Annotated in this window: 12 protein-coding genes; 4 read left to right on the top strand and 8 right to left on the bottom strand. The window is 73.0% G+C overall.

Annotated elements, in window-relative coordinates; genetic code table 11:
- Positions 1-172 precede the first annotated feature (172 nt).
- Complete coding sequence (locus BLR04_RS01605; protein WP_090759493.1) at positions 173-634, top strand: Lrp/AsnC family transcriptional regulator; 462 nt, start codon at positions 173-175, stop codon at positions 632-634.
- A gap of 45 nt (positions 635-679) precedes the next feature.
- Here BLR04_RS01605 and BLR04_RS01600 read toward each other — a convergent pair whose 3' ends face one another.
- From BLR04_RS01600 to BLR04_RS01565, 8 genes are all read right to left on the bottom strand, one after another.
- A complete protein-coding gene (locus BLR04_RS01600; RefSeq protein ID WP_090758762.1) occupies positions 680-1,849 on the bottom strand; it encodes a DUF11 domain-containing protein in 1,170 nt (389 codons plus the stop codon).
- Positions 1,850-2,239: 390 nt separating this feature from the next.
- Positions 2,240-3,091, bottom strand: a complete 852-nt coding sequence (locus BLR04_RS01595) for an alpha/beta hydrolase family protein (RefSeq protein WP_090758760.1) — start codon at positions 3,089-3,091, stop codon at positions 2,240-2,242.
- Between the two features lie 141 nt (positions 3,092-3,232).
- Positions 3,233-5,980, bottom strand: a complete 2,748-nt coding sequence (locus BLR04_RS01590; protein WP_245739958.1) for an AAA family ATPase — start codon at positions 5,978-5,980, stop codon at positions 3,233-3,235.
- A 52-nt stretch (positions 5,981-6,032) separates the two neighbouring features.
- Complete coding sequence (locus tag BLR04_RS01585) at positions 6,033-7,007, bottom strand: branched-chain amino acid ABC transporter permease (RefSeq protein WP_090758756.1); 975 nt, start codon at positions 7,005-7,007, stop codon at positions 6,033-6,035.
- The gene (locus tag BLR04_RS01580) at positions 7,004-7,864 is read right to left on the bottom strand and encodes a branched-chain amino acid ABC transporter permease (RefSeq protein ID WP_090758754.1); all 861 of its coding nucleotides are present in this window, start codon (positions 7,862-7,864) and stop codon (positions 7,004-7,006) included. Before BLR04_RS01580 ends, BLR04_RS01585 begins: the two co-directional genes overlap by 4 nt.
- The gene (locus BLR04_RS01575; protein ID WP_090758752.1) at positions 7,861-8,520 is read right to left on the bottom strand and encodes an ABC transporter ATP-binding protein; all 660 of its coding nucleotides are present in this window, start codon (positions 8,518-8,520) and stop codon (positions 7,861-7,863) included. The genes BLR04_RS01580 and BLR04_RS01575 overlap by 4 nt, the downstream gene beginning before the upstream one ends.
- Positions 8,517-9,272 (bottom strand): ABC transporter ATP-binding protein, encoded by a 756-nt coding sequence (locus BLR04_RS01570; RefSeq protein ID WP_090758750.1) that lies wholly within the window; start codon positions 9,270-9,272, stop codon positions 8,517-8,519. Before BLR04_RS01570 ends, BLR04_RS01575 begins: the two co-directional genes overlap by 4 nt.
- A 4-nt stretch (positions 9,273-9,276) precedes the next feature.
- Positions 9,277-10,476 (bottom strand): ABC transporter substrate-binding protein, encoded by a 1,200-nt coding sequence (locus tag BLR04_RS01565; protein ID WP_090758748.1) that lies wholly within the window; start codon positions 10,474-10,476, stop codon positions 9,277-9,279.
- 190 nt (positions 10,477-10,666) lie between these two features.
- On the opposite strand from BLR04_RS01565, the gene BLR04_RS01560 reads away from it, so the two are divergent.
- From BLR04_RS01560 to BLR04_RS01550, 3 genes are read left to right on the top strand one after another with little or no spacing between them, the layout of a single operon-like run.
- A complete protein-coding gene (locus BLR04_RS01560; RefSeq protein ID WP_090758746.1) occupies positions 10,667-11,470 on the top strand; it encodes a PaaX family transcriptional regulator in 804 nt (267 codons plus the stop codon).
- 45 nt (positions 11,471-11,515) lie between these two features.
- Entirely contained in the window at positions 11,516-12,985 is a 1,470-nt protein-coding gene (locus BLR04_RS01555) for an acyl-CoA synthetase (RefSeq protein WP_090758744.1), read from the top strand.
- A gap of 2 nt (positions 12,986-12,987) precedes the next feature.
- A complete protein-coding gene (locus tag BLR04_RS01550; protein ID WP_245739957.1) occupies positions 12,988-14,100 on the top strand; it encodes a 5-methyltetrahydropteroyltriglutamate--homocysteine S-methyltransferase in 1,113 nt (370 codons plus the stop codon).
- Positions 14,101-14,108: the final 8 nt, after the last annotated feature.

The raw sequence follows: 14,108 nt of genomic DNA, 5'->3' as shown, positions 1-14,108 counted from the left end.
CCCGAACCTCCTGGCTTCGTACGTGCTGGTCACTCGTACGTGTGATTCCCAGCACAGCAATGCGGGCATGATGTGCGCAAGTATTAGACGAAAAACCAACCTGAAGACGCAAACAAGATGAGTTCATGCGCTTCGTGGCTTGTGTTCTTTGCGCCGGAAGGGGGCGTTCTCGGTGCCCGAGCTCGACGAGATCGATCACAGAGTGTTACAGCTGCTACGGCAGGACGGCCGCAGGACGTTCTCCGAGATGGCCGAGCAGATCGGCCTGTCCGTGGCGGCGGTCAAACGACGGGTCGACCGGCTCAAGGACCTCGGCGTGATCACCGGGTTCAGCGTGCAGATCGACTACGGCAAGCTCGGGTGGGGCATCGAGGCGTTCACGGAGCTCAGGTACCAGGGCACCACGCCGGTCAGCGAGATGTTCCGCACGGCCGCCGACGTGCCCGAGGTGCAGGCGGTCTACACGACGGCGGGAGACCCGGACGCGCTCATCCACATCCGGGCGCGCGACGTCGGCCACCTGCAGCAGGTGATCGACCGGATGCGCCGGGCGGGCGACGTGACCGGCACCAAGACGCTGCTCGTGCTCGGCTCGTGGTCCCGCGACACGGCGCTGCGTCCCCACCGACGCTGACTCTGCCCTTGTGGCCACCCGACCCTGCGGCCGTCCCGCGCCGGCTCAGCGCCTGCGGCGGCCGGTGCTCTGGCGGGACAGGCAGCTGACCACCAGCGCGCCGCCCAGCAGCAGCGCGGCGCCGAGGCCGAGCAGCCGCCAGGACGTGCCGGCCAGCGGCAGGGTCGCGGACACGGGCGCGTCGGCGGGCTCGGCGTCGTCGTTCGCGACGGGGCGGGATCGCCGGCGTTCCTCGCGGTGCGGGGCCCGGGGCTCCTCCAAGGGGACGACGACCCGCTCGTCCTCCGGCAGCCGGTCGGCCTGCTCGGCGGTCGTCTCCTCGGCTTCTCCTGAGGCGGATTTCGGCGACCGGGCCTGCTTGACCGTCGTTCGCGCGCAGGAGCTGTCGTTCGCGGGGTTGCCGTCCCGGCCGCCGGTGCGCACGGTGGCGCACCCGCCGACCCGGCCGGGGGCGTCCGAGGTGACGGTGTAGCGGAACGTCCGGCTCTTGTTCGGGCCGAGCGCGCCGACGGTGCAGACGACGTCGGCCCCGGTCCCCGGGCACGCGGCCGGTCGCTCGGCGAGCGTGCCGCCGGGGGAGTCATGGACGCTCACGCCGGTCGCCCGCGAGGGGCCGCGGTTGGTGACGGTCAGCGTGTACGCGATCCGGCCGCCGGCCCGAGCCGCGCGCCGCCCGCGCTTGACGACCTCGACGTCGCTCATGCTCCTGGTGGGGGTGACGAACTGGACGGCGTCCCCCGCCTGCCCGGGGGCGGTGACCTCGGCGCGGTGGACGATGTCCGTCTTCTCGGGGACGGCCGCGCCGGTCGTGAGCGGGATCTCGTACGTGACGGTGTGACCCGCAGGCAGCTCCAGCCCGGCACAGGTGACGGTGCGCGCGACGAGCCGGCACCCACCGGGCAGCGGCCCCGGCGAGACGTGGCGGTCGAGCACACCGGTGAGCATGACATCACGGGCGTCCCCGGCCCCGGCGTTCGTGACGGTGAGCGTGTAGACGGACGTCGCCCCGGCCACCATGGGATCCGGCGCCACGGACCCCCTGACCCGCAGCTGGGCCGCGGCCGGCGAGACGAGCGGCGAGGCGAGCGGCACAGCGACCGCCCCCGGCGCATCAGCCGGCGGAGTCGCCACCGCCTCTGCGGCGGCCGACGCGCTCGCGCCTGTGGCGGTCAGTACGGCGAGTGCGGCGACCGCCGCGAACCCAGGCCTGCCCATCAGCGGCTCCCGAGGGGACCGGCGGCTTCAGCCGTCGGGGGAATCGGGAGCGGGAGGGCCGTCAAAGCCCGAGCGTGCAGTGACATAACCTCACGCATGCGTCGTCTCCACCGGATAGAGTCGGGTTCGTGCCTTGGAGCATCGGTCAGGGCTTGGCCGTCGCCTCCCGTGGAAGCGGGAGCGAGAAGCCGCTTCCTTTCAGGGAGCGGAGGAGTCACGTCCGTAACCCCCGCCTGAACGTCGCGTGCCAGCTCGACCCGCAGCGATCCTCCTCCGCGCGGGCCGTCCGGTGACGCCGTCCAGGCCACAACGAGACGTCCCCATGGGGCACTCTTTGCCCAGGCAGCGGCGCGCCCGCCGCCCCGAAGAGGACGGCGGGCGCGCGATGGGTCAGGAGCTGGGGCAGGTGTGGCGGTACTCCTCGATGGCCGTACCGCTGGGCGGCGGGCAGAGGAACTGCTCGTAGCGGGTGTCGTCGTCGACGAACCGCTTGAGCCAGGCCACCATCGACTTGGCCATGGTGGTGTTGGTGGTCTGCGGGAAGAAGTGGCTGGCGCCGTTCAGCTCCAGGTACGCCTTCTCCGCCGACGACGGGATGCTCTCGTAGAACAGCTGAGCGTGCGTGGCCACCGGGGCGATGCTGTCGCTCTCCCCACCGATGATCATCGTGGGCACCTGGATCCCGGGCCACGTCTTGTCGGTGTTCCACGGCGCGATCGGCACGGCCGCCTGCAGCGACGGCCGGTCGTCCGCGGCCTCCAGCGTGCCGCCGCCGCCCATCGAGTGCCCGGCGACCGCGAGCCGGCCCGGGTCGATGCGGCTGCGGACGGCGAGCGGGCTGTCCTCGACCAGGTAGTCGAGGGCGGCGAGCAGCTGACGTCCCCGGCTCGCCGGCTGGTCGTAGAGCGTGTTGGTCTCGATGCCGATCACCACGAAGCCGTGCGAGGCGATCCGCGGGCCGAGCCATGCGAGGCTGGACCACCGGGCCGTGTACCCCGGCGAGATGGCGACGGCGCCGAACGTGCCCTGGCTGGTGTCGGTCGGGTAGTAGATCTCGCCGCCGCCGAAGCCGAGCACCAGCGAGGAGACCCGCTGCGTCGCGACCGAGAACGGCCCGCGGGAGGCCTCGAGGACTGCGTCGGTGGGGTCGGGGCCGCGGTCGTACGGACCGGCGGCCTGGGCGGGGGAGCCGATGGCGAGGGCACCGGCGATGAGGGTCACGGCGAGGGCGGCCTGGGTCATGAGCCTGGTGAACGTTCGCGCGCCGGTTCGGGGGGACAAGAGCTGCACGTCGTTGACTCCTGCTCGTCGAAGGGTGACTGTCTGCCGCCATTGTTCGAGCGGGCGCACGCCCGTGCATCGGTGAAATCACCGGTCCCCTGATCAGGACATGAGCCGTACCAGATCGACGCGGGAGCGGATGCCGAGGCGGCTGAAGATGTTCCTGAGATGGTGCTCGACCGTGCGGTGGCTCAGGAAGAGCTGTTCGGCCACCTCCTTGTTGGTGGCGCCATCGGCGACCATGCGGGCGATCTGCAGCTGCTGGGCCGTGAGCTGCCCGGTGGTCGCCTCCCGCACCGGGCGGACCGGCTCGCCGGAGGCGCGCAGCTCGGCCCGCGCCTGCTCGGTCCACAGCCGGGCGCCGTAGCGCTCGAAGGTCTCGAGGGCGGCGTGCAGATGGGTCCTGGCCGCGCCGGGGTGGCGCTCGCGGCGCAGCGCGCCGCCGTACAGCAGGCTCGTGCGCGCGCCCTCGAACCCGTACCCGGCCTGTCCGTGCAGGTCGAGCGCCTCCTGGAACAGCTCCTCCGCCTCGCCCGGCGGGGCGAGCAGCGCCCGGCAGCGGGTCACGACCGCGCGCAGCGCTGGGCTGCGCGTGCTGCCCACCCAGCGTTCGAGCACCCGCAGCGCCGTACGGGCCCGCTCGCGGTCGCCCGTACGCGCGCACGCCTCGATGAAGTGCGGCGTGGACATGACCCGGATGACGACGTGGTTGCTGGTACGCCGCCCGGCGAGCAGCCGGTTGGCCGCCTCGGCGGGACGCCCGGCGGCCAGGTCGAGGTAGGACAGCGCCCAGGTGCCGACGGCGCCCGCGAGGCCGAGCCCGTGCGCCTCGGCCAGGTCGATGGCGGCGTCGGCGCGGACCCGGCACGTCTCCTGGTCACCCTCGACGGCCGCGGTGATCGCCAGCCAGGCGAGGTGCTGGGCCGCCGTGTTGAGCTGGCCGGTCTGCCGGGCCAGGTCGAGGCCCTGGCCCGCGGTCGCCGCGACGGAGGCGTAGCGGCCCGTCCAGATCTCCGGGTAGATCGCGTACTCCAGCAGTTGCGGCACGGCCGAGGCGGCGCCGCGCAGCCGGGCCGCCTCGACGGCGCGCACCGACAGCCGGTGGGCGGTGTCGTCCTCGCCGAGCAGCATGCTGGCCACGCACGCCCACGCCAGCACGGCGGGGTCGCGGACGCCTCCGGCCAGCTCGACGACCCGCCGCAGCGGCCCCGCCGCCTCCTGGTGCGCGCCGCTGAACGTGGCGGCCATCCCGGCCAGGTACTCGAACATCAGCTGCGTCGCCACCGTCTCGTCGGGGCGGCGCAGCGCGGCGGCCTGCCGCGCGATGGCGATGAACGCCCGGTTGTCGCCCGCCCGGTAGCTGGCGTCGGCGGCCCGCACCAGCGCGCGCACCCCGAGCATGCGGTGGCTCCCCAGCAGCCAGGCCGAGGCCGCGAGCAGTTCCTCGCGGGCGCTCCCCGTCTCGCCGCCGAGCAGTTCAAGGCTGCCGTGCAGGAGCTGGACCCGGCCGCGCAACCCGTCGGAGGCGGCCGTCAGCGAACGCAGCCCCGCCAGCAGTGAACGGGCCGCCTGCGGCCGTCCTGCCACCCACGCGTGGCGGGCCGCGGCGGCCAGCCGTTCGGCCTTGGCGGCGTCGTCACGGGTCAGCTCCGCCGCCTTCTCCAGCGCCAGGTACGGCTCCGGATGCCCGCCGGGCCTGGCCTCGAGCGCGGCCCCGGCCAGCTCTGCGGCCAGGTCCTCGGCGGGTCCGTCGAACGCGAACGCCCGGTGCCAGGCCAGGCGCAGCCGCCGCCCGGCCTCGCGCGGCGCGGACTGCTCCAGCAGGCCGGCCAGCCGGCGGTGGGCCGCACGGCGGTCCACGAGAGAGGCGCCGTGGTAGGCGACCGCCCGCACGGCGGGATCGGGGAAGTCGTAGCGGTCGCCGGCGCAGCGCAGCAGGCCGGCGCGTTCGGCGGGTTCGAGTGCGGTCAGCGCGCACGCTGGGTGCGCCGCCCGGATCAGCGTCCCGGCCTCGACCCCGGGGTCGGCGGCGACGAGAAGCAGCAGCCACCTGGTCGGCGCCGGTAACGCGGCCAGGCGGGCGGCGTGCGCGCGCCACAGCCGGCCGTCCCTGGGCGGCGCGGCGGGCGGGGCGGCGAGGCCGCCGAGCTGGGCGGGGGTGAGCGCGCCGATCAGCTCCGCCAGCGCGAGGGGGTTGCCGCGGGCGATCTGGTCGAGCGCCGCCAGCAGATCCTCGGCGACCCCGTCCGGCGCGAGGTCGCGTGACAGCTCCCTGACGGCCGTCGCGTCCAGGCCCTCCAGCACCCGGACGGGCAGCCCGTCCAGGTCGCGGCAGCGGTCACGGGAGGCGAACACCACCGCCACCGGCTCGTCCGCCAGGCGCCGGGCCGCGAACGACAGCACCTCGCGGCTGGCCGGGTCGAGCAGGTGGGCGTCGTCGACGCAGGCCAGCACCGGCTGCTCGGCGGCCACCGCCGCCAGCAGCGAGAGCACGGCGGCGGGCAGCGCCAGACCGTCCTGGCCCGAGCCGGACTCCAGGGCGGCGGACAGGGCGCGGGCCTGCGCGGCGGGAAGCGCGGGAGCCGCCGCGGCGATCGGGCGCAGCAGGCCGTGCAGCCCCGCGTACGGCAGCCGCGACTCGGCCGCCACGCCCGACACCCGCAGCACACGGAAGCCGGGGCAGGAGTGCGTGGCGGCCAGGTCGAGCAGGGCCGTCTTGCCCATGCCCGGCGCGCCCACCAGCAGCAGAGCCCCGCCGGACCCGGCACGGGCGCCGTCGAGCAGCCGCCGCAGGGCACGTTCCTCCTCGCCGCGCCCGCGCAGCGCGGCTGATCGTTTGACAGGGGGCACACCGTCCAGTGTCACCCGCGAAGTCATGGCCGAGAAGGGCCCGCCGGTGAACTCACCGATACGACGGCTCGCGCCGCTTCTTTCCCGACAGCCGGGAGGAGACGGCGGGCACGAGGCCCTGCGGCATGAACAGCACCATGCCGATGAGCACGACCGCGTACACGGCGTACGACAGCACGCTCGGCGCGTACGACGGCATGCCGGGAAGCGTGGCGAGGCTGTCCAGCCCCTGCACGAGCAGCGTGATCGCGCCCGCCCCGACGAGGGCGCCCCAGACGGTGCCGAGCCCGCCGACCACGGCCATGACGATGTACTGGATGGAGATGAGCACCGGGAACGAGCCGGGGGCGACGTAGCCGGTGTAGAAGCAGTAGATGCCGCCGGCCAGCCCGGCGAAGGCCGCCGACAGTGTGAACACCACGAGCTTGTAGCGGCCCACGGGGATGCCGGAGGAGGCCGCGGCGGTCTCGCTGGTGGCCAGCGCGCGCAGGGCGCGGCCCGGCCGCGAGGCGATGACGTTCCTGGTCACCAGGATGACCAGCGCGAGCCCGGCCCACGTCAGGTACGCGTAGGCCGCCGCCCCGCTCGCCTCCCACGAGCCGACGCCGAACTGCGGGATGCCTTGCAGGCCGATGTCGCCGCCGGTGAACTCCAGCTGCCCGGTCACCGAGAGCAGGATGAGCTGCACGGCGAGGGTCGCGAACGCCAGGTGGTGGCCGCGCAGCCGCAGCAGGGGCGTACCGATGACCATCGCCGACACGGCCGCGGCCACGGGCGCGGCGACCAGCCCCACGAGCGGCGGCGCCCCGCCGAGCGCGAGCAGCGCCGCCGTGTACGCGCCGATGGCGTAGAAGGCGCCCTGTCCCAGCGAGACCTGGCCCGCGTACCCCATGAGCAGCGACACCCCGACGGTGACCATCGCGGCGAGGCCCAGCAGCACGTAGACGGCCAGCGAGCTGTCGTCGAGCACCGCGGGCAGCGCGAGCGTCACGGCGGCGACCGCGAGCACCGCCACGCGCCCGATCATGTGACCTCCTGGGACAGGGCCGAGCGGCGGCTCGCCTGAACGATCATGACGACGATCATGAGACCCAGCGCCACCTCCAGCTGGTGCGACCCGTAGCCGTAGCCGGCGGCCATGGTCTCGGCCACGCCCAGCAGCAGCGCGCCGACGAGCGTGACGACCGGCCGGGTGAGCGCCCCGAAGACGGCGGCGGCGAAGCCGTTGACGATGAGCGTGACGTCGGTGTCGAACGAGATCGGCCGCAGCGGCGTCACCAGCACCCCGGCCAGGCCGCCGAGCAGCCCGCCGAGCGCGAACGCCAGCAGGCCCATGCGCCGCACGTCGATGCCGACGACGCGGGCCGCGTACGGGTTGGAGGCGCACGCCGTCAGCGCCTTGCCCAGGTAGGTGCGTCCGAAGAAGAGCGCGAGCAGCGCGAACGTGGCCGCGGTCACCGCGATGACCAGCAGGTGCTGGGTCTGGATGCGGGCGCCCGCGAGGCTCAGCGAGCCGGCGAGTCCGGGCGCCGAGCGCGGCTGGTCGCCCCAGAGCACGATCTCGACGGCGTACGCGAGCACGCCCACGCCCAGCGTGACGATCAGCGACGACAGCGGCGTGGTGCCGCGCCTGCCGACGGCCGCCACCCCGGCGAGCAGGCCCGCGAGCGCCGCCACCGCGACGGCGGCCAGCTCGCTGACGCCGTGCGGCAACCCGAGCCCGAGCAGCGACGACACGCACAACCCGGCCACCACGGCGAACGTGCCCTGCGCGAAGTTCACCACGCCGGTGACCCGGTGGATGACGACCAGGCCGCTCGCGATGAGCGCGATGGCGCAGCCCACCGCCAGGCCGTTGAGCAGGTACGTCAGGAACGCGCTCATGTGATCGCGCCTCCCAGGTAGGCGCCGGCCACCCGGGGGTCGTCGGCCAGGTCGGCGCACGCCCCCTCGGTCACCAGCCGCCCCGACTCCAGCACGTACGCCCGATGGCACAGGTCGAAGGCGAGCCGCGCGTTCTGCTCGATGAGCAGCACGGTGAGCCCCCGTTCGCGGTTCAGCTCGGTCAGGTGGGCGGCCAGGCCCGCGGTCACGTTGGGCGCGAGGCCGAGGGAGAGCTCGTCGACCACGAGCGCGTCGGGGTCGGACATCATCGCCCGCCCGAACGCCACCATCTGCTGCTCGCCGCCCGACAGCACGCCCGCCCGCCGCCCGGCCAGCTCGGCCAGGCGGGGCAGCAGGTCGTAGACGGGGGACGGGTCGCGCCGGCCGGACCGCCAGCCGCCGAGCGCCAGGTTGTCGGCCACCGTCAGGTCGGGGAAGAGCTGGCGGCCCTCCGGGATGAGCGCCAGCCGTCCGCCGATCGCGACGGTGCCCGCCGCCGGCGTGATGAGCCCGGCGAGGGTGTTGGCGAGGGTGGACTTGCCGGCTCCGTTCGGGCCGAGCAGGGCGACCATCTCGCCCGCGGCCACCGTGAGCGTGACGTGCTCGAGCGCGGTGGCGGTGCCGTACGAGACCACCAGGTCCTGGACGTCGATCATGAGGCTTGCCCGAGGTAGGCGGCGCGCACCAGCGGGTCGGCCCGCACCTCGGCGGGCGGGCCGTCGGCGATGACCTGGCCGAGGTCGAGCACCGTGACGCGGTCGGCGAGCCGGGTCACGAACGCGACGTCGTGCTCGACGAGCAGGATCGTCAGGCCGCCCGCGCGCAGCTCCTCGACCAGCGCCGCCAGGCGTTCGCGCTCCTCGGCGCGCAGCCCGGAGGCGGGCTCGTCGAGCAGCAGCAGCCGGGGCCGCGCGCACAGGGCGCGGGCCAGCTGCAGCGCCCGCTGCTGCCCGATCGGCAGCCGGTCGGCGGGCCGGTCGGCCCACTCGGCCAGGCCGACGCGGTCGATGGCGTGCTCGGCCTCGGCGGCGATCTCCCGCTCGTCGCTCCGGTGCCGCGGCAGCCGCAGCGCCGCCGCGACGAACCCGGCCCGCGTACGGCCGTGCATGCCGACCATGACGTTCTCGCGGACGGTCATGCCGTGGAACACCCGGGCCGCCTGGAAGACGATCGACATGCCGAGCCTGGCCCGCCGGTGCGGGGCCAGCCGCTCGACCCGCCGGCCGCCGAACGAGATCTCGCCGCGGTCGGCCGTCAGGTGCCCGGTGATGAGGTTGAACAGCGTGGACTTGCCGGCTCCGTTCGGGCCGATGACGCCGCAGACCTCGCCGTCGGCGACGGACAGCGAGACGTCGCGCACGGCGTAGACGCCGCCGAAGGAGCGGGAGAGCCCCGTGACCGTCAGCACGCGCTCACCCGAGGGCGGTGACGGTCTTGGTCAGCTGCTCGGTGGCCCATTCCGTGGGGACGAACGCCCCGTCGCGCACGGTGTTGACCGAGATGAACTGGGGGCCGAGCCCGGAATGGTCGGTGGGGGAGTACTGGAAGCGCCCGTTCGGCGTGATCAGGTCCATGGTCTCCAGCGCCTGCTGGACCTTGGTCTTGTCGGTGCCGTTCGCCTTCCTGATCGCCTCGAACAGCAGCAGGCTCGCGCTGTAGCCGTCCTGCGCGAACTGCGGGGGCGGGTAGCCGTGCTTGTCCTTGTACGGCACCGCCATCTGGTCGATGACCTGCTTCTGCTTGCCCGCGGGCAGGTGCTCGCCGACCACGCCGATGGCGCTCTGCACGGTCATGCCCTCGGCGTCCTTGCCCATCGGCTCCAGCCACAGCTTGCTGGCCTGCGACGCCGTGAGGTAGAGCGGCGTCTCCAGCCCGGAGGCCACGTACTGCTTGGCCGCCGTCACGCCGGGCGCGCCCGAGCCCCAGAACACCAGCGCCTCGGCGTCCGAGTCGCGCACGTGCTGGAACAGCGCGCTGAAGTCGGAGGTGGTCGTCTCGTACGGCTCGTCCAGGCCGATCGTCACGCCGTACTTGGAGGCGAGCTCGACCATCGCGTCGTGCCCGGACACCGAGTAGGCGCTCTTGGAGTCCCAGGCCACGGCGATCGTCTTGATGCCCTGGGCCTGGATGTACTGCAGGTAGTTCTCGGCGTACATGCTGGACAGCGCGGGCGTGACGAAGATGTACGACTTGATCGGCTCGACCTGTTCCTGCGCCGGGGCCAGCGACAGGTACGGCATCCGGTCGCGCTGCGCGAGCGGCTCGATCGCGAGGGCCGAGTTGGAGAACACCGGCCCGATCAGCGCGTCGATCTCGCCCTTGATCTGGTTGTAGGCCACGATGCCCTGGTCGGGGGCCGTCTTGTCGTCGCGGACGACGAGTTCGACCTTGCGGCCGAGCAGCCCGCCCTGCGCGTTGACCTGTTCGACGGCCAGCTCGACGGCCTTCTTGTCCTCGCTGCCGAGCGGCGTGTAGTTGCCGGTCAGCGAGACGATGAGGCCCACCTTGATCGGGTCGTCGGCGCCGCCGCCACCACCGCCTCCACCACCCCCGCCGCCGCACGCCGTCAGCGCCAGGACGAGACAGGCGAGGGACGGAAGAAGCCTGCGCATCAGGACCTCCTGGACCGTGGGGTGGCCCCACTGGGTGAGGTGCTCGGTCGCCGGGGAATCGGCCGCTCCGATCGCCTCTTTCGCGGCAGGTGGCGGCGTTCCCCTCGCGTGGCCCCCCGAATGTAGGCAGGTACATTACGGCTGTCAATAGTCTGCCCAATATGCCCCTCGACGTGGGAGGTAAGGTGCCATGCGGCCCCAATCGGTGATTCTGACCTTCCTCGGGGATCATGTATACGGACGCGACATCTGCGTCTCGTCGCGAAGTTTCATCGACGCCTTCGCCCGGGTGGGGATCTCGGAGGAGGCCACCCGCTCGACGCTGTCGCGGATGGTCCGGCGCGGGCTGCTGCGTCGCCACCGGGTCGGCCGCCGCATGTACTTCGGCCTCACCCCGGCCAGCACCGCGGTGCTCAAGGACGGCGAACGCCGCATCTGGCACAGCGGCGTGGTCAACGACGCCGACGAGGACCGCTGGACGCTCATCGGCTTCTCGCTGCCCGAGTCGTGGCAGCGCCAGCGGCACGAGCTGCGCTCGCGGCTGGTCTGGGCCGGGTTCGGGCCGCTGCGCGACGGCCTGTGGATCGCCCCCGGCGAGGTGGACGCGACCGACCTGGTCGCCGGCCTCGGCACCGGCGTGAAGGTCTTCTCCGCCGAGCCGCGCACGCCCACCGACATGCAGGCCGTGGTCGCCGACGCCTACGACCTGACCGGGCTGGGCGCCCGCTACCGCGCCTTCATCGACGAGTGGGACCGGGCCGACCCCGCGCCCGACGCGCCCGACGACCTGGCCCGCTCGCTGCTGCTGCTCACCGGCTGGCTCCAGCTCATCAGGGCCGACCCGCGGCTGCCGCTGCGCCATCTGCCGCACGACTGGCCGGCCGAGCAGGCCCAGCGGGTCTGCCACACCCTGCACGAGCGCTTCCGTCCGGAGACCGCCGAGATCGTGGCCCGGCTGATGGACGCCGTACCCGACGAAACCTGGACGAAGTGATCGCAGCGACCTAACTTGAGGTTTTGACCCCGTGGAGGAGTGCCGATGCGGAACCAGGGGATTGGCTCGTGGCCGGCGCGCAGGGCCCGCATGACACCCGACCGGATCGCGATCAGTCACCGCGGCCGGCATCACACCTACCGTGACCTGCGCGACCGCGCCTACCGGCTGGCGTCCGCGCTCGACGTCGGGCGCGGCGACCGGGTCGCCTTCCTCGGCGCCAACCAGCCCGCGTCGGTCGAGACGTTCTTCGCGGCGGGGTTGCGCGGCGCGGTGTTCGTCCCGCTCAACACCCGGCTCGCCCCGCCCGAGCTGCGCTTCATCCTGGAGGACGCCGAGCCCGCGCTGCTCGTGCTGGGCGAGGAGCACGACGGCGACGGCTTACCCGGACGCCACCTGCGGGCCGCCGACTACGAGGACCTGCTCGCCTCCGGCTCGCCCGAGCCGATCGACGAGCCCGTCGGTCCCGACGACGGCTGCCTGATCATGTACACCTCCGGCACGACGGGCCGCCCCAAGGGGGCGCTGCTCACGCACGGCAACCTCACCTGGAACACCGTCAACCTGCTGGTGGACGTGCCGCTGGCGCACGACGAGGTGACGCTGGTCAGCGCGCCCCTGTTCCACATCGCGGCGCTGGCCCAGACCCTGCTCCCGACCGTGCTCAAGGGCGGCCGGGCGATCCTGGAGCCGTCGTTCGACGTCGACCGGACCTTCGACCTCGTCGAGTCGGAACGCGTCACGGTGATGTTCGGGGTGCCGTCGATGTTCGCGTTCCTCGCGCGGTCGCCGCGCTGGGCCGGCGCCGACCTGTCGAGCGTGCGGCACCTGCTGTGCGGGGGCGCGCCGGTGCCCGAGCCGCTGATCAGGACGTACCAGGAGCGCGGGCTGTCGTTCCTGCAGGGGTACGGCATGACCGAGACGTCGCCCGGCGCGCTGTTCCTCGGGCCGGAGTACTCGGTGGCCAAGGCAGGGACGGCCGGGGTGCCGTGCTTCTTCTCCGACGTCCGGCTGGTCACGTCCGAGGGCTCCCCGGCCGCGCCCGGCGAGCCCGGCGAGGTGTACGTGCAGGGCCCCAACGTCACGCCCGGCTACTGGCGGCGGCCCGAGGCGACCGCGAAGGCGCTGACGCAGGACGGCTGGTTCCGCTCCGGCGACGTCGGCATCGCCGACGAGGACGGCTACGTGCGCATCACCGACCGGATCACCGACGTGATCATCTCCGGCGGCGAGAACATCTACCCCGCCGAGGTGGAGAGCGCGCTCTACGAGCACCCCGCGGTGGCGGAGTGCGCGGTGATCGGCGTGCCCGACGAGCGGTGGGGCGAGGTTGGCAAGGCTCTGGTGGTGCCCAGCCCCGAGACGACGGCCGAGCCTGAAGAGGTGCTGAAGCACCTGCACGGCCGCCTCGCTCGTTACAAGATCCCGAAATACCTTGAATTCGTCGCCGATCTACCGAAAAACTCGGTCGGCAAGCTGCTCAAAGCACCCCTCAGACAGCTCCACGGAGGATGACCATGCGTACCGCGCCGCCTTTCCGTGCCGATCACGTCGGCAGCCTCCTCCGCCCTGCAGCGTTGCTGCGCGCCCGCGAGACCCTCACCGGCGAGGCGCTGCGCGAGGCCGAGGACGCGGCGATCAGGCAGGTGGTGCGCCGTCAGGAAGAAGCCGGCCTGCAGAGCGCGACCGACGGAGAGTTCCGCCGGGCCTCCTGGCACATGGACTTCATCTACCGCCTGGGCGGCATCGGCCAGGCCGACGACGAGCGCATCACCGTCCGCTTCCACAACGAGCAGGGCGACATCGAGTTCAGCCCCGCCGCGCTGCGCGTGCACGACCGGATCAGCCTGGAGGAGCCGGTCTTCGCCGACGACTTCACGTTCCTGCGCGACACGCTCGCCGCGAACGGGTCGAGCCTCGTGCCCAAGCTGACCATCCCGTCGCCCAGCATGGTGCACTACCGGGGCGGCATGGCCGCCATCGACCCCGACGTCTACCCCGACGTCGAGGAGTTCTGGCACGACCTGAGCGCCGCCTACGCCGAGCAGGTGCGCGCGATCGGCGCGCTCGGATGCACCTACCTGCAGTTCGACGACACCAGCCTCGCCTACCTCAACGACCCGGCGCAGCGGGCCGAGCTGGCCGGGCGCGGCGACGACGCCGACCACATGCACCTGCGCTACATCAAGCAGATCAACGCCGCGCTCGCCGCCAAGCCCGAGGGCATGACGATCACCACGCACATGTGCCGCGGCAACTTCCGCTCCTCCTGGGCGGCTTCTGGCGGCTACGACTACGTCGCCGAGGCCCTGTTCAACGAGCTGCAGGTGGACGGCTTCTTCCTCGAGTACGACGACGAGCGCTCGGGCGGCTTCGAGCCGCTGCGGTTCGTGCCCAAGGGCAAGATGGTGGTGCTCGGCCTGGTCACGACCAAGCACGGCGAGCTGGAGTCGAAGGACGCACTCAAGCGGCGCATCGACGAGGCGGCCAAGCACATCGACCTCGACCAGCTCTGCCTGTCGCCGCAGTGCGGGTTCTCCTCGACGGTGGAGGGCAACGAGCTGACCGAGGAGCAGCAGTTCGCCAAGCTCCGCCTGATCGCCGAGACCGCCCGCGAGGTGTGGGGCTGATCAGAGCC

Source organism: Nonomuraea maritima, from assembly GCF_900100395.1.
GTDB classification, from domain to species: Bacteria; Actinomycetota; Actinomycetes; order Streptosporangiales; family Streptosporangiaceae; genus Nonomuraea; species Nonomuraea maritima.
Note: the sequence above shows the minus strand (reverse complement) of the source record. Positions and strands in the feature narration are given on the sequence as shown.